Here is a 23,743-nt window from a genome sequence, read left to right as displayed (position 1 = left end):
TAAACGAATGGGTGCTTTGTGCGCCTAGCAATTGATGTGATGGGGGGCGACCAAGGTCCTCACGCGCTGATTGAAGGGGCAGCCAGGGCCGTTATCGAAACCCCTGGTCTAGAGCTTATTCTGTTTGGTCCGCATCAGCAGATCAGTGCTGAGCTTTCGCGTTTGCCGCGGCCTTTGGCTGCGGCAACGTCACGTTTATTGGTCCGTGATGTGGCTCATAGCGTGGCGGCGACGGCGACGGCTGCCTGGGCGTTGCGCCGCGGGCAGTCGACCAGTATGGCGCAAATGCTGCGTTGCCTGGCCCAGGGCGATGCCCTGGCGGGTGTCAGCGTTGGCAATACGGCAGCCCTGGTGGCGCTGGCCCGGCGCGAGCTGGGCATGCTGGCGGGTATGTCACGACCGGCTATCAGTACGGCCATTCCTGCGCGCGGTGGGCGGCGCTGTTATTTGCTGGATCTGGGCGCCAATGTTGACTCGCCGGCGAGCCGTCTGGTCGAGTTTGCCCTGATTGGTGCGGCAATGGCAGAGCAGGTGGACGGCATCGCGCGCCCGGGCGTGGCATTACTCAACGTTGGTGCCGAGTCAACCAAAGGCAGTGCCAGCGTGCGCGAAGCCGACAGATTGCTTCGCGAATCGGCGGACAGCTTGCCATTTGCCTACCTGGGTTATGCCGAGGGCGGCGATATCTTTCAGGGCGAACTGGATGTGATTGTCTGTGATGGTTTTGCAGGCAATGCCGTTCTCAAGGCCAGCGAGGGTTTGGCCGGCATGCTGGTCGAGCGGGTGCAACTGGCGTTTGCGTCGCGCCTGAGAGGGCGCCTGGCGAGCTGGATTGCCAAGCCCGTGTTAAAGCACTTAAAGCAAGAACTGGATCCGGTACGCTACAACGGTGCCAGTTTACTAGGCTTGCAGGGTATCGTGGTGAAAAGCCACGGAGGTACCCGTGCAGATGGCTTTTACTATGCCATTCGCCGCGCGATGCAGGAAGTCGAGCACAACCTGCCCGAGCGGCTTGCCAAGCGCTGGTCCTTCAATGAGTAGCGACTGTTTTATTGGTGCAGTGATGGTGTCATTGCATCGCAGGTTAGCGGGTTATGGTGAGCAGCAGGATGTGCCCATGACCGCGTCTATCGCTCAACTGAGCAAATGCCTACAAGAGCAAAGGTGAACGACATGTCTCAACCCCTTGCCCTCATTTTTCCCGGGCAGGGCTCTCAGCAGCTTGGAATGCTGCGCGAGCTTGCCGAGCGTTACAGCGTGGTGGGAACGACCTTTGAGGAAGCGTCGGATGCGTTACGCTACGACTTATGGAAAGTCGTTCAAGAGGGGCCAGAAGCCTCGCTAAATGCTACCGAATGCACTCAGCCAGCGTTGCTGTCCGCCAGCATAGCGATATGGCGTGTCTGGCAGGAGCTTGAAGGGCCGCGCCCGACGGTCATGGCAGGGCACAGCCTGGGTGAATACAGCGCCATGGTCTGTGCCGGTGTGCTGGGGTTTGCCGAGGGCGTTAAATTGGTTCGCCTTCGCGGTGAGGCCATGCAGCACGCAGTGCCAGCGGGAGAAGGCGGTATGGCCGCCATTCTGGGGCTTGATAACGCCTCTGTGGAGGCCGCCTGTGCCAGCGCAGCGCAAGGGGGCGTCGTGTCAGCCGTCAACTACAATGCCCCGGGCCAGGTGGTGATTGCGGGCGACAAGGCAGCCGTCGAGCGGGCGATTGTGGCGTGTCAGGAAGCGGGCGCCAAGCGGGCGATGCCGCTACCGGTTTCCGTACCTTCCCACTGCAGCCTCATGCGCCCGGCAGCGGACCGCCTGGCGGCGGCGATGCAGGAAATCGAGCTGCGTCCGCCGCGCTACACGGTCATTCAAAACGTAGACGCCGAGGCGCATGCTGACGTTGACACGCTGCGCACACGGCTGATCGAACAGCTCTATCAACCCGTGCGCTGGAGCGACTGTGTCGAGGCGATGGCTGCCCAGGGGGCTAACGTGTTTATCGAGTGTGGCCCTGGTAAAGTGCTGACCGGCTTGAATAAGCGTATTGTGCGTGGCAGTAAAAGCCTGGCGGTCAACGATCCCGATAGCTTGGATGCTGCACTTGAGTTGGCCCGCGACGCGTTGGCGGATGATGCATGATAAGTGGTGATTTTCCGCTATCCTTGCTTATTTACATGGTGAAAGGCAGTACCTTATGACCCAAGAACGTAGAGTAGCGCTTGTTACGGGTGCCAGTCGTGGCATCGGCCGGGCGGTCGCTTACGAATTGAGCCGCCAGGGACGTATTGTCGTTGGTACAGCGACGAGCGATGCGGGGGCGGCCAAGATTGATGCCGACTTCGCAGATCAGGGCATTGAAGGGGCTGGCTTATGCCTCGATGTCACCGATCAGGCGAGCATCGATGAAGTGTTGAAAACCATTGCGGAGCGATTTGCTGCGCCGACTATTCTGGTCAACAATGCCGGCATCACCCGCGACAATTTATTGATGCGCATGAAGGAAGACGAGTGGGACTCGGTGATGGACACCAATCTCAAATCCGTTTACCGCGTCAGCAAAGCGTGTTTGCGAGGGATGACCAAGGCGCGTTTTGGGCGTATTGTGTCGATCAGCTCGGTGGTGGCGACCATGGGCAACCTGGGCCAGACTAACTACGCGGCGGCCAAGGCGGGCATGGAAGGCTTTAGCCGAGCGCTGGCCCGTGAGGTCGCTTCGCGGGCCATTACGGTCAACTCGGTGGCCCCGGGGTTTATTGCCACTGACATGACCGAAGCGCTACCTGAAGCGCAGCACGAAATGCTGCTCAAGCAGATTCCGCTGGCGCGCCTGGGTTCGCCGGATGAAATTGCCGCTGCTGTGGGGTTTCTGGCCAGTGATGCGGCAGGATACATCACCGGCGAGACGCTGCATGTCAACGGCGGCATGAATATGCGTTGATGGCCTTGAGTTTGGCGGTTGCGTCAGCTCAAGGGCGTCTATAAACTACCCCGCAGCTTTTGGCTTGCGGTTCCCAAATAGCTGGTTATCCAAAACGGCTAATGTGAATGACTGGAGTACGTTGATGAGTACTATTGAAGAGCGCGTAAAGAAAGTAGTGGCTGAGCGCCTGAACGTTAAAGAAGAAGATATCCAGAATAGCTCTTCTTTTACTGAAGACCTGGGTGCTGACTCGCTTGACACAGTTGAGCTCGTCATGGCGTTGGAAGAAGAGTTCGATACGGAGATTCCGGACGAAGAAGCCGAGAAAATCACCACGGTTCAAGAAGCCATCGACTACGTTAACGCCCATCAGTAAGGCTTAGTTGATGCATCGAACCCGGGTAGGTGGCTTGATGTCTACCCGCATTAAAAAGCCGTCCTTCCAGGGGACGGCTTTTTTGCTTTGCGGTCGCACTGAATATAACGTTCAATCTCCGTTATACTAGCGGCAACTTTGACGACTGATAATGACTCACAAGGGTCGAGTCACCATGGATGCCTGGAGGAAGGTTGATGGCGCGAAGAAGGGTAGTGGTAACCGGGCTAGGCCTGGTGACCCCAGTTGGAAATACGGTCCAGGAATCGTGGGCCAATATTGTGGCCGGGCAGAGCGGTATCGCGCCGATTGAGCATTTCGATACCAGCGGCTTCAACACGCGGTTTGGCGGGTCGGTCAAAAATTTTGACATCAGCCCGTATCTGAACCCCAAAGATGCCCGCAAGATGGACTTGTTCATCCAGTACGGCATGGCCGCGGGCGCTCAGGCGATTCAGGATTCAGGTCTTGAGTGCACCGAAGCCAACGCTGACCGCATCGGTGTGGCGATTGGGTCCGGCATTGGCGGGTTGCCCATGATCGAGCACAATCACGATGCGTTGAATAAAGGCGGAGCGCGCAGGATTTCGCCCTTTTTTGTCCCAGGGTCCATCATCAACATGATCTCGGGCAACATGGCGATTCAGCACGGCTTCAAAGGGCCCAATATTGCGATTACCACGGCCTGTACCACGGGGACGCACAATATTGGCTATAGTGCGCGCACCATCGCCTATGGCGATGCCGACGTGATGGTCTGCGGTGGCGCGGAAATGGCCACGACACCGCTTGGCCTGGGCGGGTTTGCAGCCGCCCGCGCGCTGTCGACCCGCAATGATGACCCCCAGGCGGCCAGCCGTCCCTGGGATACCGATCGTGACGGCTTTGTGTTGTCTGACGGGGCCGGTGTGCTGGTGCTTGAAGAGTTCGAACACGCCAAGGCCCGCGGCGCAACCATCTATGCGGAACTGGCCGGGTTTGGCATGAGCGATGACGCTTACCACATGACGTCGCCACCCGAAGATGGCAGTGGTGCTGCGTTGTCGATGAGTAACGCCATCAAGGACGCGCAGATAGATCCTGCCGAGGTGGACTATATCAACGCTCATGGTACCTCGACGGCATCAGGCGATCTCGCTGAAAGCCGAGCCGTCGAGAAAGTCATGGGGCAGGCGGCTGAAAAAGTGGCCGTCAGTTCGACCAAGTCGATGATTGGCCACCTGTTGGGAGCGGCTGGGGCCGTGGAGGCGGTGTTTAGCGTGCTGGCTATCCGTGACCAGATCGCACCGCCCACGATTAACCTCGACAATCCGCAGGAAGGCTGCCGACTGGACTACGTCCCGCACACGGCTCGTGACATGCGCATCGATGCCGTGCTGTCGAACTCCTTTGGCTTTGGCGGTACCAACGGGTCATTGCTGTTCAAAAAGGTGTAAGCCGGTATGAGCCAGCCCTGGGTACCTTTTGACGACCGCGGGCTGGCCTACGGCGACGGCGTCTTTGAAACCGTTCTGCTGCGCGATGGTCAGCCGGTGCTCTGGCGGCAGCATCTGGAGCGGCTTCAGTCGGGCTGTGAGCGTCTGAAAATCGACCCGCCATCGCCAGCCGATTTGGCGGGTACCTGGCAAGCAACACCCGCTGCCGGGTGGGAAGTGCTCAAGATTATCGTCACCCGGGGGAGTGGGGGTCGCGGCTACGCGACGCCTGACGTGGCGGTGCCCCGTCTTATGAGCCGTCGTGTGCCTTTTCAGCCAGATCCGTCGGCCTGGGCACAGGGCGTCAGCGTACGTATCTGTGCGTTACGCCTTGCCCGGCAACCCCGCTTGGCGGGTATCAAGCATCTCAACCGTCTTGAAAATGTGCTGGCTCGCCAGGAATGGCAGACAACGGACTACCGTGAAGGCTTGTTGGCCGATGATCACGGCCTGGCCGTGGAAGCGACCAGCATGAACCTGTTTTGGGAAAAGGGCGGGCGCATCATGACGCCGGCGCTGGATCAGTGCGGTGTTGAAGGCACGCTGCGCGCCGCGTTGATTGACGCGCAGCTCGTGACCGTCGCCCAACTGCCGATAGACGAGGTCGCGGCGGTTGACCGGCTGTGGCTGGCCAACTCAGTGCAGGGCGTATGGCCGGTCAATGCATTGTGGACGGCGCAAGGCGCACTCCTGCGTCACTGGGGGGTGTCCAAACATGATCCCCTGCAAGCGCTGGCCCACCCGTTGCTCGGTTACCCAGCGACGCCTTAACGTATTGAATATTGAGGTCTTATAGTGAAACGCTTGGTGGTGGCACTGGCCATGGTGGTAATGGTGGGCGTTGCTGGTGTCGTCGGTGGTTATGCTTATTGGCAGCAGCGGCTTGATGCGCCGCTGACGATTGATGAACCCACGCTGTATCAAGTGCCCTCGGGTGCCGGTCTCAACCGCGTTGTCGGCGAGTTGGAGGCGCAAGGCATAATTGAGGATGCCTGGGCTTTCCAGCTGATGACGAAATTGCAGCCGCAGGATTTGCCGGATTTGCGCACCGGGGAATATCTTCTCGAGCCTGGCATGACCGGCATGGAGCTTCTGGCGCTGTTCGACAGTCACGATGTCGTGACCTATCCGCTGACCTTCCCCGAAGGATGGACCTTTGCCCAGATGCGTGAGCAACTGGCTGCAGCTCCCAAGCTTGAACAGCGCACGGCGGATATGAGCGATGAGGAGGTCATGGCGCTGCTTGGTCGTGAGGGAACCTATCCGGAAGGCTGGTTCTTCCCCGATACCTATCACTATCACCTGGGGATGAGCGACGTCGATATCCTGCGTCAGTCGCTTGAGCGTATGGAGCGCATACTTGAAGAGGTATGGGCGGAACGCGACGACGATCTGACCATCGACTCGCCCTATGAAGCGCTGATCATGGCATCGTTGATCGAACGCGAAACCGGGGCGCCTGAAGAACGGCGTGAAATCGCGGGCGTTTTCAAGCGGCGGATGGAAAGGGGCATGCGGCTGCAAACCGACCCGACGGTTATCTATGGCATGGGGGAGCGCTATGAGGGACGGATTAGCCATGCCGATTTGCGCGAGGCCACGCCCTACAACACCTACGTGATTGATGGGCTGCCGCCGACGCCTATCGCGATGCCGGGTCGGGCTTCGCTGGAAGCCGCCGTGAACCCTCTACCGGGCGATACACTGTATTTTGTCTCGCGGGGCGACGGCACCCATAAGTTCTCGAGCACGCTGCGGGAGCATAACAACGCCGTGAACCGTTATATCCGCAACCGTGACTAATATTACCCAGAGGCCATGATGACGAAGCACGGTCGCTTTATCACCCTAGAAGGCGGTGAAGGTGTAGGTAAGTCCACCAATATGCAGTTCGTGGTGGCCTGGCTGGAAGCTCAGGGAATCGAAGTGGTGGCCACGCGGGAGCCTGGTGGAACGCCTCGCGCGGAAGCGATTCGCCAACTGCTGTTGGATCCTGCCCCCGAGGAATGGCTGCATACTGACGCTGAGCTGCTGCTCATGTTTGCCGCCCGCGCCCAGCATCTGGCCGAAAAGATTCTGCCTGCGCTGGCGCGGGGTGCCTGGGTGGTCTGTGATCGCTTCACCGACGCGACATATGCCTATCAGGGTGGCGGCCGTGGGATTCCGGTCGAGCGTATCGCAGCGCTTGAGGCGTTTGTGCAGAAGGGGCTGGCGCCTGATCTGACGCTATTGCTGGATATGCCACACGGCGCTGCCAAGCAACGCCTGGAATCACGTCTGCGCGACCAGCATACCCAGCGGGACCGGTTTGAAAAGGAGCAGGCAGACTTCTTTCAGGCCGTCCGTCATGCCTACCTGGCGAGGGCCGAACAAGCGCCGGAGCGGTTTGCCGTGATCAACGCCCACCAGTCCCTGACGGAGGTCCAGTCCGATATCTGTGACACCCTGGCCCGGCGAGTCGCGTTATGGGACTGAGCGGTGTACTGCCCTGGCATGAACCCACCTGGCGCCAGCTATGCCGTCTTGCGGACACCGGGCGAATGCCCCATGCGTTGCTGTTCAGCGGCGAGCATGGCGTCGGCAAGCAGCGCCTGGCGGAGGCACTGATTGCCCGGACGATGTGTGCCGCCCCGGGCGAGCAGGCCTGTGGCCAGTGCCGCAGCTGTCAACTGCTGGCCTCTGGCTACCATCCCGATTTGCTGCGCATTGCGCCGGAAGAAGGCAAGCGCCAGATTCGCATCGATACCATTCGTGACGTCAATCGCTTTGTCTCACAAACGGCGCAGCAGGGTGGCTACAGGGTCATCGTTATCTCGCCGGCTGAAGCCATGAACGTGGCGGCTTCAAACGCGCTGTTGAAAAGCCTGGAAGAGCCGGGCGATCAAACATTGTTTATCCTCTTGGCGGACGTGCCCTCCAGAGTGCTGCCCACCATTCGCTCGCGCTGCCAGCAGTGGCCGCTACCCAGCGTTGCATTAGCCGATTGCCTGGGCTGGTTGACCGAACAGTTGGCAGGCGAGGACGAAGCGCGCTTCTGGTGGCAGGTGTCAGGTGGACTGCCGTTGCGCGCGGTCGAGCTCGCCGCTCCCGAGGCCCGCGCCTTGCGACAGCAGTTGCATGACTGTTTCGAACAGCTGGTGCGGGGCGGGGAGCCGGTGTCTGAAGCCGCGCGGCTAGACCGTCAGGCGATAGATGCGATTTTATGGTACGGTATCGCCTGGCTCGAAGACCTGATCAGGCTGGGGCTGTCCGGCTCCACCTCCTCCCTGCGCAATCCCGATTTACTTCCGCTTTACCGTCAAGCGGTGAAAAATGCCCGGGTACGGGACTGGTTTAAACTGCTGGACTATGCCCGCGAGCAGCGCCGCCTGCTCGCTGTTGGTGCCAATCCCAATCCGCAGCTTGTGCTGGAAGCGTGGCTGGTACGCTGGTCGGCATTGCTCCGCTCCTAGACCGACTGACGAGGTGTTATGGCAACGCAAAAAGCGCTCTCCCTCACGGTGCCCGATGTGCCCACGTTATTGTCGGCCTATATGCCGTTTCTCGACCGCGGTGGCATGTTCATCCCCACGCGCGGCTACTATGACCTGGGCCAGACCGTCTATTTACTGCTGACACTGCCGGGGGAGAGCGAGCGTCTTTCGCTAAGCGGCGAGGTGATCTGGGTGTCTCCCGACGGTGTCACCGGGCGGCGCATGCCGGGTATCGGTATTCACTTCAACGCACAGGACTACCGAGTACGAGACCGTATTGAAACGCTTCTGGCGGGGCAGCTGGACAAAGCGGCGCCCTCATTTACTCTTTAACGCCCACCACGAGAGCGACATGTTTGTTGATTCCCACTGTCATCTGGACCGCCTATCCGACACCACGCACAACGGTAGCCTTGCGGCAACGCTCGAGGCCGCCCGCGGCGTTGGCGTCAATCAGTTTCTTGCCATCTCCGTGACCCTTGAGGACATGCCCAAGCTTGCCGACATTGCCAGAGAGCACGAGGATGTCGTCATATCGGCGGGGCAGCATCCCCTGCATGACGCACCGGTCGAACCCAGCGTCAGCGACATCCAGGAAGCGGCCGAGCAGTTCGGTGCGGTGGCCATCGGCGAGACGGGCCTTGACTACCATTATGCGGACCGCGTGCCGGTGGCGGTGCAGCACGAACGTTTCAAGCGCCACCTGATCGCCGCGCGTGAGCTCGAACTGCCCGTGGTGGTGCATACCCGCGATGCCAAGGAAGACACCCTGGCCTTGCTGCGTGAGCACAGCGACCCGCGAGTCGGCGGCGTGCTCCACTGCTTTACCGAGGATATCGAGATGGCGCGTGAAGCTGTGCGCCTGGGGTTCTATATTTCATTGTCGGGTATCGTCACCTTCAACAGTGCCGAGTCGCTGCGCGAACTGGCAGGCCAGTTGCCCCTTGACCGACTGCTGATTGAAACCGACAGCCCCTACCTGGCGCCGGTGCCGTATCGCGGTAAACCCAACGAGCCTGCCTGGGTGGTGGAAGTGGCCGAGTGCATTGCCGAAGCGCGGGGTATCAGCGTGGATGAAGTCGCCATGCAGACCACGGCCAATTTCTATCAGCTCTTTCGTGATGCCGTCCCCGACGCGCCCGAACAGGTTCGGCAGGCGTTGGCAGAAGCGGGGCTATTGGCTAAGACTAGTGGTTGAATGATGAGCTAAACAGGCAAGCCAGGGCGAGGTAACACGATGAATATAGACCGATTGCTCGATTATCGTCAGGGCGCTTCCAGCATACCGCCACTCGATGACTGGCAGCCCGCCCTGTCAGGCGATATGGACATACGCATCGATGCCCAGGGCGGCTGGTGGCATGAAGGAACGCCTTTTGCCCGTGCCAGCGTCGCGCGGTTGCTGTCGACCTTGCTGCGTCATGATGCCGAGGGCTATTGCCTGGTAACACCTATCGAGCGCTGGCGTATCAAGGTGGATGATCGGCCGCTGGTCGCCGTGGAAGCCGATTTTCATGACGATGCGTGGTGGTTGACCACGCAGTTTGACGACGTCGTGCGCCTTGATGCCGAGCACCCCTTGACGTTGAGCGAGACGCCCCAGGGAGATCAGGTGCCGGAAATTGCCGTACGTTTCGGGCTGGCAGCCAGGTTGCATCGCCATGTCTACTATCAGCTTGCTGAGGTTGCCGAATTACGCGATGAAGGGGCCGGTCGTCAGGCGCTGAGTGTCTACAGCGCCGGTCACTGGCACCCCATCGGCTACCTGGAAGGGCATGAGCTTGATGGGCTATCACCCAGCGAGGGGTCGTGAAGCTAACCGCTGAACAGCAAGCCGTCATTCACCACGATGAGGGCCATGCCCGTGTTGCTGCGGTGGCCGGTGCAGGTAAAACCACCACCATGGCTGCGCGGGTTCATTACTTGCTCAGCCGTGGTGTACCGCCCAAGCGCATTCTGGTGCTGATGTTTAACCGCTCCGCCCGGGAAGATTTTCAGCGTCGCCTGGCCAGTATGGCGCCATCCGGCCAGGCGCTACCTGACGTTCGTACTTTCCACTCGCTGGGTCACCGGCTGACGCAAAGTCTGTGTCGCTGGGGCGTCCTGGCGCCGCGTCGCCTGTTGTCGGCGGAATGGCAGCTCGAGCGTTTGCTTCGCCAGGCCAGCCTGAATGTGCTCAGCGATGCCGTTGAGCGCCGCGATGCGGCGCTGGAAGGCGATCGACTCGAGACGCTGGCCCATTTTTGCGGTCTGGTCAAAGCCGAAATGCTGCCCCCCGAAGCCCTCTTTGAACGCCTCAATTACGACCCCGATACGGACTATTTCCCCGCCGCCTTTAACGAGGCCGAACGCCTGTTGCGTAGTGAAGGGGTGATGACCTATGCGGATCTGCTTTATCGTCCGCTGCAAGCCCTCGAAGCCGATGGCGCCTTACGCAGCCGGGTAGAGGGCTTTCTCGATCACGTGATCATCGATGAGTATCAGGATATCAATGCGGCCCAGCAGCGCCTGCTGGCGGTTCTGGCGGGTAAGCGGGCATCCGTGATGGCGGTGGGCGACGCCAATCAGTGTATCTACGAATGGCGCGGCGCGCGGCCGGATACCATGCTGGAAAACTTTACCGCCACCTTTGGCGAAGCGACCGATTACCCTCTCTCGACCACGTTTCGCCACGGCCATGCCCTGGCGCTGGCAGCCAACCATGCGATTGCCGCCAACCAGCGTCGGCCGGACCAGCTATGTTTGGCCGCGCCCCACAATCCGGATACCCGCTTGTCCGTGGGGCAGGGTGGTCGGCAGCTGTTGGATGCGTTGATCGACTGGCAGGCGCAGGGCCGCGTGTTGAACGACGTGAGTCTCCTGGTGCGCAGCTGGGCGCTTTCGGTGCCCTTTCAACTGGCGCTTCTGCAGGCTGGCATCCCCTTTCGGCTGGCCCGCGAAGACCGCTTTGTGTTTCGCCTGCCGCTGGTTCAGGCGCTGGCCGGGTATTTAAAACTTTCCCGTCGCCCGACATTGCTGCAAGACCCCGAACAACTCACCTTGCTGCTGGCCCAGCCCACGCCATTCGTGGCCCGCGAGCGCCTGCAGCGGCTGGCTCGGTATCTCGCCAGCCGTCAAGCATGGCCGGAAAATCACGACCCGGTGATCAGTGATTTAAAGCCCATCCAGCGGCGCACGCTGAAAAAACGCTGGACCTTGCTGTGCGAACTGCCGCAGCTCAGTGCATGGCCGCCCGCCAAGCTCCTGCAGCACGTCGTGGATACCATCGAAGCCGAGAAAACCCTGAAACGCGCTGCCGCCCGGCGCGATAAAGGCGAAGAAGACGTGCGCTTGCTGGACGTGTTGATCGAGCAGGCGCAAAGCGTTTCGGACCCGGATTCGTTTATCGAGCTGTTGGAGCGCCCGGTGGAGAATCAAGCAGCGGGGGTTTTGATCAGCACCGTTCACGGCGCCAAGGGGCTTGAGTGGCCCTTCGTCGCCGTGGCAGGCGTCAACGAGGAAGATTTTCCTTATTACAGCCGTGACAACCCGCTCACCGACGACCGCCTGGAAGAAGAGCGGCGGCTGTTTTACGTCGCGATCACGCGCTCGAAAGAACGGCTGCTTGTGCTTCACGATGGCGGGGCGCATCGGCCCAGTCGTTTTATTACCGAAAGCGCCTGGCAGGACAGCATGCAGGTCGCCGCCTGCCTGGCTGGCGACAACACGCCGTCGAAGACGCTGAGGGTCACGTCGCCATCGCTCGTGGGGCGTTACCTGAGCCAGCTAGGGCGTGATGACATCGAGTTGGCAGCGCCCGAGGTTCAAGCCCCACAGGCGGCCTACACCACAAGCGCGTTCTATCCTGGCCAGCGGTTGCACCATGCGGTGTTCGGCGAAGGCGAAGTGGCCACCGTGGAGGGTAACCCAAGCGACCCGGTGATCGATGTGCGCTTCGATCAGGCAGGTCGGCGACGGCTGATTGCCAGCCGGGCCCCCATCGAACGGCTGGCCTGATAAAGAAAATGCCCCAGTGATGGGGCATTTAGCTTCATTGACATGCGTGGTGTGCCACCGAAGTCGCTACATGTTCGGGTAGTTGGGGCCGCCGCCGCCTTCTGGTGCTACCCAGGTAATATTCTGAGCCGGATCCTTGATGTCGCAGGTCTTGCAGTGGATGCAGTTCTGGAAGTTGATCTGGAAGCGTGGCTTCCCTTCGTCATCCTCGACGACTTCATAGACACCTACCGGGCAGTAGCGCTGGGCGGGTTCGGCATACTTGGGCAGGTTGTCGCGAATCGGTAGGTCTGGATCGTCCAGGCGCAGGTGGCAAGGCTGGTTTTCTTCGTGGTTGGTGTTGGACAGGAACACCGACGATGGCTTGTCGAAGGATAGCTTGCCATCGGGCTTGGGGTAGTCGATCTTCTCGCACTCGTCGGCGGGTTTCAGAGCCCCGTGATCGGTGGTCGTGTCGTGAAGGTTGGGGAGCTTGTTGCCCAGTAGTTGATTGGCAAAATTATACGCGCCGCCGCCGACAGTGCCGTATTTATGAATGGCCGGGCCAAAGCTGGCGCTGTCTTTCAGCTCTTGATAGGCCCAGCTGGCTTCCCATTTGTCGGTGAAGCTCGTCAGTTCCTGGGCGCCTTCGTCGCCGTTCTTGATCGCTTCAAACACGCTTTCTGCCGCCACCATGCCCGACTTCATGGCAGTGTGCAGGCCCTTGATCTTGGCAAAGTTGAGCGTGCCCGCATCGCAGCCGATGAGCAGGCCACCTGGGAAGGTCATTTTAGGCAGGCAGTTGAAGCCGCCTTTGGTGATCGCCCGGGCACCGTAGGCAACGCGTTTGCCGCCTTCCAGGTATTGGCTGAGTACCGGGTGGTGCTTCATGCGCTGGAATTCGTCGAAGGGTGACAGCCAGGGGTTCTGGTAGCTCAGGTCCATGATCAGCCCGACCACTACCTGCTGATTTTCGGCGTGGTAGAGGAACCAGCCACCATGTGCATTGTTGCCCAGCGGCCAGCCAGAGCCGTGCAGGACGACGCCCGGTTCATGCTTGTCGGCAGGCACGTCCCAAAGCTCCTTCAGGCCGATACCGTAGTGCTGTGGGTCGCGTCCGGCGTCGAGGGAAAAGTCCTCGATCAAGCGTTTGCCAATATGGCCGCGGGCGCCTTCGGCAAACAGGGTGTATTTTGCGCGCAGTTCCATGCCGGGCATGTGGCTATCTTTTGGCGAGCCGTCGGCGGCCACGCCCATGTCACCGATGAGGATGCCGCGTACCGCACCGTCTTCAACGATGGCTTCCTGGGCGGCAAAGCCCGGGAATATCTCCACGCCCAGGGCCTCTGCCTGTTCGGCCAGCCAGCGGCACAGGTTGCCCGCGCTGATCACGTAGCGGGTAAGGTCGCCGCCGGTATTATGCATGCTCTTGGGCACCAGCGCGTTGGGCAGTTTCTGCGCCTTGTCAGCATCTTTCAGCAGGTAAACATCATCGCGGATGGCGGGCGTGTTGAGGGGCGCGCCGCGCTCTTGCCAGTCGGGAAACAGCTCATTGAGGGCGCGGGGTTCAAACACGGCGCCGGACAGAATATGCGCGCCGACTTCCGAGCCTTTTTCAACCACGCAGACGGTCAGTTCCTGCTCCGCGTCGTTGGCCTGCTGCATCAGGCGGCAGGCCGCCGCCAGTCCTGATGGGCCAGCCCCGACGATGACCACGTCAAAGTCCATCACATCGCGTTCAACGTTATCCACCTGGTGTCTCCTTACTCTCATAAGGGCCATTGTTTACAATGACTAGCGATTGGGAACTAGCTTATAAAAACATGGCCTTAATTTTAAACGGTCGTTTGCTTCTGGTTATCCTTCATAATAGGCATAATACCTGTGTAAGGTCACGCCTACGATGCTAAATGGCGATTTCACATTTAGCGACGATGAAGGGCGGCCCATCCAGTGATGGGGATTCGACCAAGGCCGTAAGCAACGCCTATTGTTGCAGGCAGGTAGGCTATGGCAAATTAAAAAGGTTTTTTATTTGCATGCCTATCAAACGCTCGAATGAATTTGATGCGGCCAGCCTTTCCGGGCCGCAATGTGATATCCGAAGCTTCTCAAGGTGCCTGCCAGGTGGGTGCCATCCAGGGTTAACGGCTTCACCACAAGCCAAGCGAGGAACCTATGAAAGTACTTGTCGCGGTGAAACGCGTCATCGACTACAACGTCAAAATTCGTGTCAAAGCGGACCATTCTGACGTCGACCTTACCAACGTCAAAATGGCCATGAACCCCTTCTGCGAAATTGCCGTGGAAGAAGCCGTGCGTCTGAAAGAGAAGGGCGTTGCGACGGAAGTGGTCGCCGTGACGGTGGGCCCCAAGGCCGCCCAGGAACAGCTGCGCACCGCGCTGGCGCTGGGGGCGGATCGCGCCATTCATATCGAAACTGACGAGCGCGCCGAATCACTGGCCGTCGCCAAGCTGCTGGCCAAGGTGGTTGATGAAGAGCAGCCGGGCATGGTGATTCTCGGCAAGCAGGCCATCGACACCGACAATAACCAGACCGGCCAGATGCTTGCCGCCTTGACCAACCTGCCCCAGGGCACCTTTGCGTCAGAGGTGACCGTCGATGGCGACAAGGTTCACGTGACCCGGGAAATCGATGGCGGCCTGCAGACGGTTGCCTTGACGCTGCCGGCGATCGTCACCACCGATCTGCGCCTCAACGAGCCGCGCTACGCCAAGCTGCCGGATATCATGAAAGCCAAGAAAAAGCCCATGGACGTGAAGACCCCCGCCGATCTGGGTGTCGAGGTGGCGTCCAAGGTCAGCCTTTTGAAAGTCGAATCCCCGGCGGAGCGCAAGGGCGGTATCAAAGTGGCCTCGGTAGACGAGCTGATCGACAAACTGAAAAACGAAGCCAAGGTTCTTTAAGGTCGGTTCTTTACAACCCGTACTTTGAGACGAGTTCTTCGAGACAAGCGCTTTGAAAGGAGCTGATTTTATGAGCATTTTGGTACTTGCCGACCAGCATGAAGGCCAGCTGGCGGGCGCCACGGCCCACGTCGTGGCCGCGGCTAAAGCCATTGGTGGCGATATCGACGTTCTTGTCGCCGGTGAAGGCGTTCAGGCGGCGGCCGAGGCGGCGGCCAAGCTTGACGGCGTAAGTAAAGTACGCGTTGCGGATAACGCCGTTTACGCCCACCAGCTTGCCGAGCCCATGGGCGTACTGCTGGTCGAACTGGCCGATGGCTACACCCACGTACTGGCCAGCGCCTCCACCACCGGCAAAAACGTGCTACCGCGTCTGGCGGCCTTGAAAGACGTCAGCCAGCTTTCCGATGTTCTTGCCGTGGATAGCGCTGATACCTTCAAGCGCCCGATTTACGCGGGTAACGCCATCGCGACCGTCAAGAGCGACGACGCGCTGAAAGTCATCACCGTGCGTACCACCGGCTTTGATGCCGTGGGTGATGGCGGCAGCGCCACCATCGAAGCCGTTGATACCGTGGTCGACAATGCCCAGTCCAGTTTCGTCAAGCAGGAGCTTGCCGAGTCGGACCGCCCGGAGCTTGGCGGCGCCAAGGTGGTGATTTCCGGCGGCCGCGGCATGGGCAACGGCGAAAACTTCAAGCTGCTCGACGGCATTGCCGACAAGCTGGGGGCGGCGATTGGTGCTTCCCGCGCCGCGGTAGACGCAGGCTTCGTGCCCAACGATATGCAGGTCGGCCAGACCGGCAAGATCGTGGCCCCGGAGCTGTATATCGCGGTGGGGATTTCCGGCGCCATCCAGCACCTGGCCGGCATGAAGGACTCCAAGGTGATCGTCGCGATCAACAAGGACGACGAAGCGCCGATCTTCCAGGTTGCCGATTATGGCCTGGTGGGCGATCTGTTCGAGATCCTCCCGGAGCTGGAAAGTAAGCTGTAACCAGTTGAAATCGTGAGATTAAAAGCCGACTTCGTGTGAAGTCGGCTTTTTTATATGAGCTGGGTTAGATAAACTGCCGTTAGTTGACTAAAATACTGGGGCAAAAGCGAAATCGGCCCCTTGCGGTTGAAAAAGCAATGAGGTGACCACACCTAGTCATTGAAACCGGATATTGCTGAACGCAAAGAAAGCCACTGAAAGGAGATGATCAATATGGCACACACACTTCCAGAGTTACCCTACGCGTACGATGCGCTAGAACCGCACATTGATGCGATGACCATGGAGATCCACCATTCTCGTCACCACAACACCTATGTCACCAACCTGAATGCCGCGCTGGAAGGCACAGGTCTCGAAGACGTGCCGGTTGAAGAACTGATCTCCAATTTGGACCGTGTCCCGGAAGACAAGCGTCAGCCCGTGATCAATAACGGCGGCGGCCATGCCAACCACTCCATGTTCTGGCAAATGATGTCGCCCAATGGTGGTGGCCAGCCGCAAGGCAGCGTAGCCAAGGCGATTGATGCTGAGCTGGGCGGTTTTGAAGCCTTCCAGGAAGCGTTCAAGAAAGCAGCGCTTGGTCGCTTTGGTAGTGGCTGGGCCTGGCTATCCGTGACACCCGAGAAAAAACTGGTCGTTGAAAACACGCTGAACCAAGATAGCCCGCTAATGCACGGCAATACGCCGGTGCTGGGCCTGGATGTCTGGGAGCATGCGTACTACCTCAAGTACCAGAACAAGCGTCCTGACTATGTCGCCGCTTTCTTCAACGTAGTGAACTGGGAAGACGTCGAGCGTCGTTACCAAGCGGCCATCGCTTAACACCTATTCGCGCTACGTATGACGCCATCAGATGGCGTCTGCTTGAAAACCGCCTCCTTAATCGGGGGCGGTTTTTTTTTGCTGTCGTGAATAGTATTGGGCAATAGCTGTCAATATCCTGTGGATGAAAAATACCACATATGCTTGAATTGATTTTCAGATGGTCTATATATAGTATGCGTTGTAGCTTCTAGAGAGGGCGGGCACAAGATATGCCCTACCCGAAAAATGCCGCTATGAAAAGGGAAATGACCATGGAAATTCAAATTTATAGCAAGCCAGCCTGTGTGCAATGCACCGCTACCTATCGCGCGCTGGACAAGCAGGGGCTTCCTTATACCGTGATCGACATCACCGCCGAATCGGGTGCCCAGGAAGAAGTTGAAGCGCTGGGTTATCGTCAGTTGCCGGTCGTCGTTGCCGGTGAAGACCACTGGTCAGGCTTCCGTCCAGACCGCATCCAAGCCCTGGCGTAAGTTACCCATGCTGACAGATGGACGCACGCCCTCCATGGTCGGCAATCTGGTGTATTTTTCCACCAAATCGGGCAATACCCACCGTTTTATTGAAAAGACAGGTTTGGCTGCCCAACGCCTGCCGCTCAGTCGGCAAGCGCCGGTCCCCCAGGTGGATCAGCCTTACATTTTGGTAACGCCCACCTACGGTGGCGGCCAGGCCAAGGGCGCGGTACCGGGCCAAGTGATCCGGTTTTTGAATGACGAACATAATCGCCACCTGATACGTGGGGTGATTGCCGCGGGTAATACCAACTTTGGCGACGCGTATGGCCTGGCGGGCCGCATCATTGCGGAAAAATGCCAGGTACCGTTGCTTTATCGATTCGAACTGTTTGGCACTGACGAAGACGTCGCCAAGGTCCGTGAAGGAGTAGAAGAGTTTTGGAAACGACAACCCTAGCCTCGAGAAATGTCACTGAAACGCAACGGCCTGCGGCGGCAAGCGACGGTCGCACCATGGATTACCATGCGCTGAACGCCATGCTGAATCTTTACGGTGCCAACGGTGAGCTGCAGCTGGATAAAGACCGCGAAGCCGCACGTCAGTACTTCCTGCAGCACGTCAATCAGAACACCGTGTTTTTCCACTCCCTCGAAGAGAAGCTCGATTACCTGGTCGAGGAGCAGTACTACGAAGCGGACACGCTGGCCCAGTATGACTTTTCTTTCGTGAAGGCGCTGTTCGAGCAGGCGTATGCCTACAAATTCCGCTTTCCGAGCTTTCTTGGCGCCTTCAAGTATTACACCAGCTATACGCTGAAGACCTTTGATGGCAAGCGCTACCTCGAGCGTTACGAAGACCGCGTTTGCATGGTGGCGCTTGCCCTGGCACGTGGCGATGAAACCCTGGCCAAGTCGCTGGTCGATGAAATCATCAGCGGCCGTTTCCAGCCGGCGACCCCCACCTTCCTGAACTGCGGTAAGCAGCAGCGCGGTGAACTGGTGTCGTGCTTTTTGTTGCGTATCGAAGACAACATGGAATCGATCGGCCGCTCGATCAACTCAGCGCTCCAGCTGTCCAAGCGGGGCGGCGGCGTTGCCTTCCTGCTCAGCAATATTCGCGAGTCGGGCGCGCCCATCAAGCGCATAGAGAACCAGTCGTCGGGCATCATTCCGATCATGAAGCTGCTCGAGGATGCGTTTTCCTACGCTAACCAGCTCGGCGCGCGCCAGGGTGCCGGTGCCGTGTACCTGAACGCTCACCATCCGGATATCCTGCGCTTCCTGGATACCAAGCGCGAAAATGCCGATGAAAAAATCCGCATTAAAACGCTCTCGCTAGGGGTGACGATTCCCGATATCACCTTTGAACTCGCCAAGCGCAACGAGGACATGTACCTGTTCTCGCCCTATGACGTCGAGCGGGTCTACGGCGTGCCGTTTGGCGATATCAGCGTGACCGAGAAGTACCACGAGATGGTGGCAGACGCGCGTATCCGCAAGCAGAAAATCAACGCGCGTGCCTTCTTCCAGACCCTGGCCGAGCTGCAGTTCGAGTCCGGCTATCCGTACATCATGTTCGAAGATACGGTGAACCGCGCCAACCCCATCGCGGGCCGGATCAACATGAGCAACCTGTGCTCGGAAATCCTTCAGGTGAACACGCCGACGGATTACGACGAAGACCTGGGCTATCGGCATATCGGCCAGGATATCTCCTGCAACCTGGGGTCCATGAACATCGCCAAGGTGATGGACTCGGGCGACATTGGCACCAGTGTCGATGTGGCCATTCGCGGGCTGACCGCGGTATCGGAAATGAGCAACCTGAGCAGCGTGCCCTCCATTGCGGAAGGTAATGCCAAGTCCCGGGCGATCGGTCTTGGGCAGATGAACCTGCACGGTTTCCTGGCCCGTGAGCATATCTATTACGGTTCCGACGAAGGCCTGGACTTTACCAATCTGTATTTCTATTGCATCGCCTATCACGCGCTGCGGGCGTCAAACCGGCTGGCGATCGAGCACGGTGACACCTTTGCGGGCTTTGCCGACTCTACCTACGCGTCGGGTGAATTCTTCGACCAGTACACCGACCAGGCCTGGGAACCGCGTACCGAAAAAGTGCGTGGACTGTTTGAGCGCAGTGGTATTGCCTTGCCGACCCAGCAGGACTGGCAAGAGCTGAAAGCCAGCGTCATGGCGCACGGGCTATATAACCGCAACCTGCAGGCCGTGCCGCCGACGGGGTCGATTTCCTACATCAATCACTCGACGTCCAGTATTCACCCGGTCGCGGCCAAGATCGAGATCCGCAAGGAAGGCAAGCTGGGGCGGGTTTACTACCCGGCACCGTTCCTCAACGAAGCCAATTTCGATTATTTCCAGGACGCCTATGAAATTGGTCCTGAAAAGATTATCGACACCTACGCCGAGGCGTCCAAGCACGTCGACCAGGGCCTGTCGCTGACGCTGTTCTTCCCGGATACCGCCACCACGCGGGATATCAACAAGGCGCAGATTTACGCCTGGCGGAAGGGCATCAAGACCCTGTATTACATCCGTCTGCGCCAGAGCGCGCTGGAAGGTACAGAGGTTGAAGGCTGCGTATCCTGCACGCTTTAAGCGCCCGACGACTTTCAAGAGAGTGACGATATGAACATGATGCAACGTTTATCGCGGGTCGATGCGATTAACTGGAACCGTCTGCAAGACGATAAAGACCTCGAAGTGTGGAACCGTTTGACCAGCAACTTCTGGCTGCCGGAAAAAGTCCCGCTGTCCAACGATATCCAGTCGTGGAATACGCTGACGGATAAAGAGAAACAGCTGACCATCCGCGTGTTCACCGGCCTGACGCTGCTGGATACCATCCAGAGCAGTGTCGGCGCCCCGGTGCTCATGGAAGACGCGCGCACGCCCCACGAAGAGGCGGTGTATACCAATATCGCCTTTATGGAGTCCGTTCATGCGCGCTCCTACAGCTCGATTTTCTCGACGCTGTGCACCACCCGCGATGTCGACGATGCCTTCCGCTGGAGCGAGGAAAACCCGACCCTGCAGGCCAAATCCGAGCTGATCCTGGGCCGCTACCGCTCAGACGATCCGCTGATGCGCAAGGTCGCCAGCGTCTTCCTGGAGTCGTTCCTGTTCTACTCCGGCTTCTACCTGCCGATGTACTGGTCAAGCCACGCCAAATTGACCAACACGGCGGACCTGATCCGCCTGATCATCCGCGACGAGGCGGTGCACGGCTATTACATCGGCTACAAGTTCCAGCAGGACCTGGCCGAGGCAACGCCGGAGCGTCAGCAGGAAGTCAAGGACTACGCCTACGAGCTGCTGCTGGAGCTTTACGACAACGAAGTCCGCTATACCGAGTCGCTGTACGACGAGGTTGGCCTGACCGAGGACGTCAAGAAGTTCCTCCACTACAATGCCAACAAGGCGCTGATGAACCTCGGCTTCGAGGCGCTTTTCCCCAGCAGCGAAACGGATGTGGACCCCACGATCATGGCGGCGCTATCACCCAATGCCGATGAGAACCACGACTTCTTCTCCGGTTCAGGGTCGTCCTATGTAATCGGCAAGGCGGTGGCCACTGAAGACGATGATTGGGCGTTTTAATACCGCTATTCGCGGATGATGCTGATCAAGGTTCAGGACGAGAGGAGCGGCGAATGCCAACCAACCCAGCTAACGTATTGGAAATAGCCGCTGCCGTGGTGAGCGACCCGGAGGGTCGCTTGCTATTGGTGCGTAAGCACAATACGTCTTTCTTCATGCAGCCCGGCGGCAAGGTCGATGCGGGTGAGACCGCGCTTGGGGCACTATGCCGTGAGCTGGAAGAAGAGCTGGGATTACACGTCAATGAGGATCAACTGATCCCGATGGGTGTTTACAGCGCGCCTGCGGCTAACGAGGCGGGTGTGATGCTGGAAGCGCATTTGTTCAGTTTAGTGATTGACGAGCCGGTCGAGGCGGCGGCTGAAATAGCCGAAGCGAGGTGGGTGACCCGGGAAGAGGCCTGGCAGCTTCCATTAGCACCGCTGACAAAAGAGTATGTCGTGATCAGTTAACCAGGCGTGTTTGATATCGCGCCGGTTGTTAACAAGATAGACGTTGATACGGGAGCCCTGGCGGCTCCCGTTTTTATTTTGTAGCAGGCTAAAATTAACTGAACGCTAATGATAAATATTGTCATTTATTTTGTAGATGGTAGGCTATGGGCACTCGATATGAAACGCAACTCGTTCTTATATTTGATGTGTTCTCTATAGCGGCAGGGTGACTGCCAGTGATCAGTGACGGAGAGTCGATGTGCTGAACAAGCCTTTCTTTGCCCTGGGGGGCTGCTGGTTGGCGTGCATGCTGGCCAGCGGTTCGCTAATGGCAAGTGACGAGACGCTCGAGCAGGCCAGTCAAGGTATTGATGCCCAGCAGCTTCAAGCCGAACTTCAACAGCAGATAGATAGCGCCGATGAACAGACCCGGGCGGCGCTTCAGGAGCTGCGCGAGCTTGAGCGCGATACGCGCCAGCTTGAATCGCAAAATGCCTCGCTGACGGGCCGGTTGGCCGAGGAAGCCGAGCGGCAGGCGCGACTGACTGCCGCGCTGGACACCCTGGCCGACACCCGCGCCGCGCTGCCGGACATCGAGCAGAGCATGCAAGCTCAGCTTACCCAATGGATCGAACGCGATCTGCCGTTTCTTAAAGAGCAGCGGCTGGCCCGGATCGAAACCTTGCAAAACGACGAGGGCGCGGAGCCCGCCGAGCAGATTGAAAGCATGCTGGATATCTGGCGCACGGAGCTGGATTACGGCCGAGAAATGGATACCTGGCGGGGGCGTTTGAGCTTGGCCGATGATCAGCAGCTGGAAGTGGACTTCCTGCGCATCGGGCGTATCGGCTTCTACTACCTGACGCCCGATGGGCGCCAGGGCGGTGTATGGAATGCCGATGACGGCGAGTGGCAGTCACTGGGCACTGAGCACCTACAGGCAGGGCGTGACGGGCTGCGGATGGCGGAAGATCAGCGGGCGCCGGATATCCTGACGCTGCCGCTGTCCATTACCGTATCGGCCGACCAGGGAGAGCAGCCATGATACGCGATCTCAAGAAATGCCATCGTTATGTGATGGTAGCGCTGCTGATGGGGCTGACAAGCTTGAGCCCGTTGGCGAACGCGCAGTCGCAGGAGACAACTTCGCTGCGTGAGGCCCGCGAAGCCGCTGAAATTCGTGACCAGCAGCGCTTGATCGAGCTGCTGGACGACCAGGCGGCGCTTGAAGAGGCGCTGGAGCAGGCGCGGGATCGCCAGCAAACCGCCCAGGCGCGTCACGATGCCCTGCAGGCACAGGATGCCGCGCAGTCGGTCGAGGCGGAGCGCCTGGCGGCGCGTCAGTCAGAGCAGGGCGAAGCGCTAAGCAATCTGCTGGATGCCCTCAACCAGCATAGTAACGAGGTGCGTAACGCACTGGGTGAAGATAGCTGGCTGACCTTGAATGAAGACGTGTTGCCGCCAAGGCTGAGTGACGTCAACGTGCTCGAGCGGGAAGTGCTGGAAGACGTGGTCGACAGGCTGGCGATGCTGACGCGGAACACCGGCAATGCAGAGCGGCTTGAACGCCCCGTTGCCGATGCCAGTGGCGAAATTTCTCTTCAGAACGTCGTGCGGCTGGGGGATTTCGCCGCATTTACCAACACCGATTTACTGCGCCAGGACGAGGAAGGGCATTTGACGGTGCTGCCCCGGACACCAGCGGAAATAGCCGATTATCTGGCTGCTTATCATCAGGGCGAGACGCGCGTGATGGCGATGGACCCAACCCGAGGTAGCGTGATCGATGCCCTGGCGCAGCGTCCCACCCTGATGGAGCGTTTCCATCAGGGCGGATACGTCGGCTATGTGGTCGTTGCTCTGGGGGGCATTGGCTTGTTGGTTGCCTTGCTGCAATACCTGTATCTGCTGGTTACCAGTCAGCGAGTGAATCGTCAGCTGAAAAGCCCCGACCAGCTCAAGGGTCATAATCCCCTTGGGCGCGTCCTGCTGCGCTTTGAAGGCATGGACAAGCATCAGACGCCGGAAGCATTGGAAGCACGCCTGGATGAGGCGGTGCTCGCCGAGCTGCCTCGTCTGGAACGCGGGCAGCCGATTGTCAAACTGCTGGCGGCCATCGCGCCCCTGCTGGGGCTGTTGGGGACGGTCACCGGCATGATCGTGACCTTCCAGGCGATCACGGTGTTTGGCACCGGCGACCCGCAGCTCATGGCGGGTGGTATCAGCCAGGCGCTGGTGACGACCGTTCTTGGCCTGATTACCGC

Annotated in this window: 24 protein-coding genes; 23 read left to right on the top strand and 1 reads right to left on the bottom strand. The window is 59.2% G+C overall.

What is annotated here, in order from left to right; all coding sequences use genetic code 11:
* Positions 1 to 18: 18 nt before the first annotated feature.
* The 13 genes from plsX (at position 19) to ADS46_RS13795 (ending at position 12,234) form a co-directional block, all read left to right on the top strand.
* Positions 19 to 1,041 (top strand): phosphate acyltransferase PlsX, encoded by a 1,023-nt coding sequence (gene plsX, locus ADS46_RS13855; protein WP_066321020.1) that lies wholly within the window; start codon positions 19 to 21, stop codon positions 1,039 to 1,041.
* A 132-nt stretch (positions 1,042 to 1,173) separates the two neighbouring features.
* On the top strand, positions 1,174 to 2,133 hold the full coding sequence (gene fabD, locus ADS46_RS13850; protein WP_066321018.1) for an ACP S-malonyltransferase: 960 nt from the start codon (positions 1,174 to 1,176) through the stop codon (positions 2,131 to 2,133).
* Positions 2,134 to 2,188: 55 nt separating this feature from the next.
* Positions 2,189 to 2,932, top strand: a complete 744-nt coding sequence (fabG, locus tag ADS46_RS13845) for a 3-oxoacyl-ACP reductase FabG (protein WP_066321017.1) — start codon at positions 2,189 to 2,191, stop codon at positions 2,930 to 2,932.
* Between the two features lie 124 nt (positions 2,933 to 3,056).
* Positions 3,057 to 3,290, top strand: coding sequence for an acyl carrier protein (gene acpP, locus ADS46_RS13840; RefSeq protein ID WP_008956801.1), 234 nt, complete (start codon positions 3,057 to 3,059; stop codon positions 3,288 to 3,290).
* A gap of 197 nt (positions 3,291 to 3,487) precedes the next feature.
* Positions 3,488 to 4,726, top strand: a complete 1,239-nt coding sequence (gene fabF, locus ADS46_RS13835; RefSeq protein WP_066321015.1) for a beta-ketoacyl-ACP synthase II — start codon at positions 3,488 to 3,490, stop codon at positions 4,724 to 4,726.
* 6 nt (positions 4,727 to 4,732) lie between these two features.
* On the top strand, positions 4,733 to 5,536 hold the full coding sequence (pabC, locus tag ADS46_RS13830; protein ID WP_066321014.1) for an aminodeoxychorismate lyase: 804 nt from the start codon (positions 4,733 to 4,735) through the stop codon (positions 5,534 to 5,536).
* Positions 5,537 to 5,557: 21 nt separating this feature from the next.
* A complete protein-coding gene (mltG, locus tag ADS46_RS13825; RefSeq protein ID WP_066321013.1) occupies positions 5,558 to 6,568 on the top strand; it encodes an endolytic transglycosylase MltG in 1,011 nt (336 codons plus the stop codon).
* An 18-nt stretch (positions 6,569 to 6,586) separates the two neighbouring features.
* The gene (tmk, locus tag ADS46_RS13820; protein WP_199825242.1) at positions 6,587 to 7,240 is read left to right on the top strand and encodes a dTMP kinase; all 654 of its coding nucleotides are present in this window, start codon (positions 6,587 to 6,589) and stop codon (positions 7,238 to 7,240) included.
* The gene (locus tag ADS46_RS13815; RefSeq protein ID WP_066321011.1) at positions 7,231 to 8,217 is read left to right on the top strand and encodes a DNA polymerase III subunit delta'; all 987 of its coding nucleotides are present in this window, start codon (positions 7,231 to 7,233) and stop codon (positions 8,215 to 8,217) included. The genes tmk and ADS46_RS13815 overlap by 10 nt, the downstream gene beginning before the upstream one ends.
* An 18-nt stretch (positions 8,218 to 8,235) precedes the next feature.
* The gene (locus tag ADS46_RS13810) at positions 8,236 to 8,571 is read left to right on the top strand and encodes a PilZ domain-containing protein (RefSeq protein WP_066321010.1); all 336 of its coding nucleotides are present in this window, start codon (positions 8,236 to 8,238) and stop codon (positions 8,569 to 8,571) included.
* Between the two features lie 19 nt (positions 8,572 to 8,590).
* A complete protein-coding gene (locus ADS46_RS13805; RefSeq protein WP_066321008.1) occupies positions 8,591 to 9,436 on the top strand; it encodes a TatD family hydrolase in 846 nt (281 codons plus the stop codon).
* Positions 9,437 to 9,475: 39 nt separating this feature from the next.
* The gene (locus tag ADS46_RS13800) at positions 9,476 to 10,051 is read left to right on the top strand and encodes a DUF1285 domain-containing protein (RefSeq protein WP_066321007.1); all 576 of its coding nucleotides are present in this window, start codon (positions 9,476 to 9,478) and stop codon (positions 10,049 to 10,051) included.
* Positions 10,048 to 12,234, top strand: coding sequence for an ATP-dependent helicase (locus tag ADS46_RS13795; RefSeq protein WP_066321006.1), 2,187 nt, complete (start codon positions 10,048 to 10,050; stop codon positions 12,232 to 12,234). Before ADS46_RS13800 ends, ADS46_RS13795 begins: the two co-directional genes overlap by 4 nt.
* 66 nt (positions 12,235 to 12,300) lie before the next feature.
* Here the strand turns inward: ADS46_RS13795 and ADS46_RS13790 are convergent, their stop codons facing one another.
* A complete protein-coding gene (locus tag ADS46_RS13790; RefSeq protein WP_066321005.1) occupies positions 12,301 to 13,965 on the bottom strand; it encodes an electron transfer flavoprotein-ubiquinone oxidoreductase in 1,665 nt (554 codons plus the stop codon).
* Positions 13,966 to 14,391: 426 nt separating this feature from the next.
* On the opposite strand from ADS46_RS13790, the gene ADS46_RS13785 reads away from it, so the two are divergent.
* The 10 genes from ADS46_RS13785 to ADS46_RS13740 all read left to right on the top strand — a co-directional run.
* Positions 14,392 to 15,141, top strand: a complete 750-nt coding sequence (locus tag ADS46_RS13785; RefSeq protein ID WP_066321003.1) for an electron transfer flavoprotein subunit beta/FixA family protein — start codon at positions 14,392 to 14,394, stop codon at positions 15,139 to 15,141.
* 70 nt (positions 15,142 to 15,211) lie between these two features.
* The gene (locus tag ADS46_RS13780) at positions 15,212 to 16,138 is read left to right on the top strand and encodes an electron transfer flavoprotein subunit alpha/FixB family protein (RefSeq protein ID WP_066321001.1); all 927 of its coding nucleotides are present in this window, start codon (positions 15,212 to 15,214) and stop codon (positions 16,136 to 16,138) included.
* 213 nt (positions 16,139 to 16,351) lie between these two features.
* Positions 16,352 to 16,963 carry a superoxide dismutase gene (locus tag ADS46_RS13775; RefSeq protein WP_066321000.1) on the top strand — a complete coding sequence of 204 codons (612 nt, stop codon included), beginning with the start codon at positions 16,352 to 16,354 and terminating at the stop codon, positions 16,961 to 16,963.
* 254 nt (positions 16,964 to 17,217) lie between these two features.
* Complete coding sequence (nrdH, locus tag ADS46_RS13770) at positions 17,218 to 17,439, top strand: glutaredoxin-like protein NrdH (RefSeq protein ID WP_066320999.1); 222 nt, start codon at positions 17,218 to 17,220, stop codon at positions 17,437 to 17,439.
* 7 nt (positions 17,440 to 17,446) lie between these two features.
* A complete protein-coding gene (nrdI, locus tag ADS46_RS13765) occupies positions 17,447 to 17,881 on the top strand; it encodes a class Ib ribonucleoside-diphosphate reductase assembly flavoprotein NrdI (protein WP_082926089.1) in 435 nt (144 codons plus the stop codon).
* Between the two features lie 56 nt (positions 17,882 to 17,937).
* Positions 17,938 to 20,043, top strand: a complete 2,106-nt coding sequence (nrdE, locus tag ADS46_RS13760; RefSeq protein ID WP_082926096.1) for a class 1b ribonucleoside-diphosphate reductase subunit alpha — start codon at positions 17,938 to 17,940, stop codon at positions 20,041 to 20,043.
* Positions 20,044 to 20,073: 30 nt separating this feature from the next.
* Positions 20,074 to 21,045: a class 1b ribonucleoside-diphosphate reductase subunit beta gene (gene nrdF / locus ADS46_RS13755; RefSeq protein ID WP_066320997.1), complete on the top strand. Its 972-nt coding sequence runs from the start codon at positions 20,074 to 20,076 to the stop codon at positions 21,043 to 21,045.
* 53 nt (positions 21,046 to 21,098) lie between these two features.
* The gene (locus tag ADS46_RS13750; protein WP_066320996.1) at positions 21,099 to 21,497 is read left to right on the top strand and encodes an NUDIX hydrolase; all 399 of its coding nucleotides are present in this window, start codon (positions 21,099 to 21,101) and stop codon (positions 21,495 to 21,497) included.
* A gap of 241 nt (positions 21,498 to 21,738) precedes the next feature.
* The gene (locus ADS46_RS13745) at positions 21,739 to 22,524 is read left to right on the top strand and encodes a DUF3450 domain-containing protein (RefSeq protein ID WP_066320994.1); all 786 of its coding nucleotides are present in this window, start codon (positions 21,739 to 21,741) and stop codon (positions 22,522 to 22,524) included.
* The coding region (locus ADS46_RS13740) for a MotA/TolQ/ExbB proton channel family protein (RefSeq protein ID WP_066320992.1) at positions 22,521 to 23,743 on the top strand (1,223 nt) is incomplete at its 3' end. The genes ADS46_RS13745 and ADS46_RS13740, both read left to right, overlap by 4 nt.

Source organism: Halomonas sp. G11 (genome assembly GCF_001663515.1).
Lineage (GTDB): Bacteria > Pseudomonadota > Gammaproteobacteria > Pseudomonadales > Halomonadaceae > Vreelandella.
This window is presented reverse-complemented; position numbering and strand designations above follow the sequence as displayed.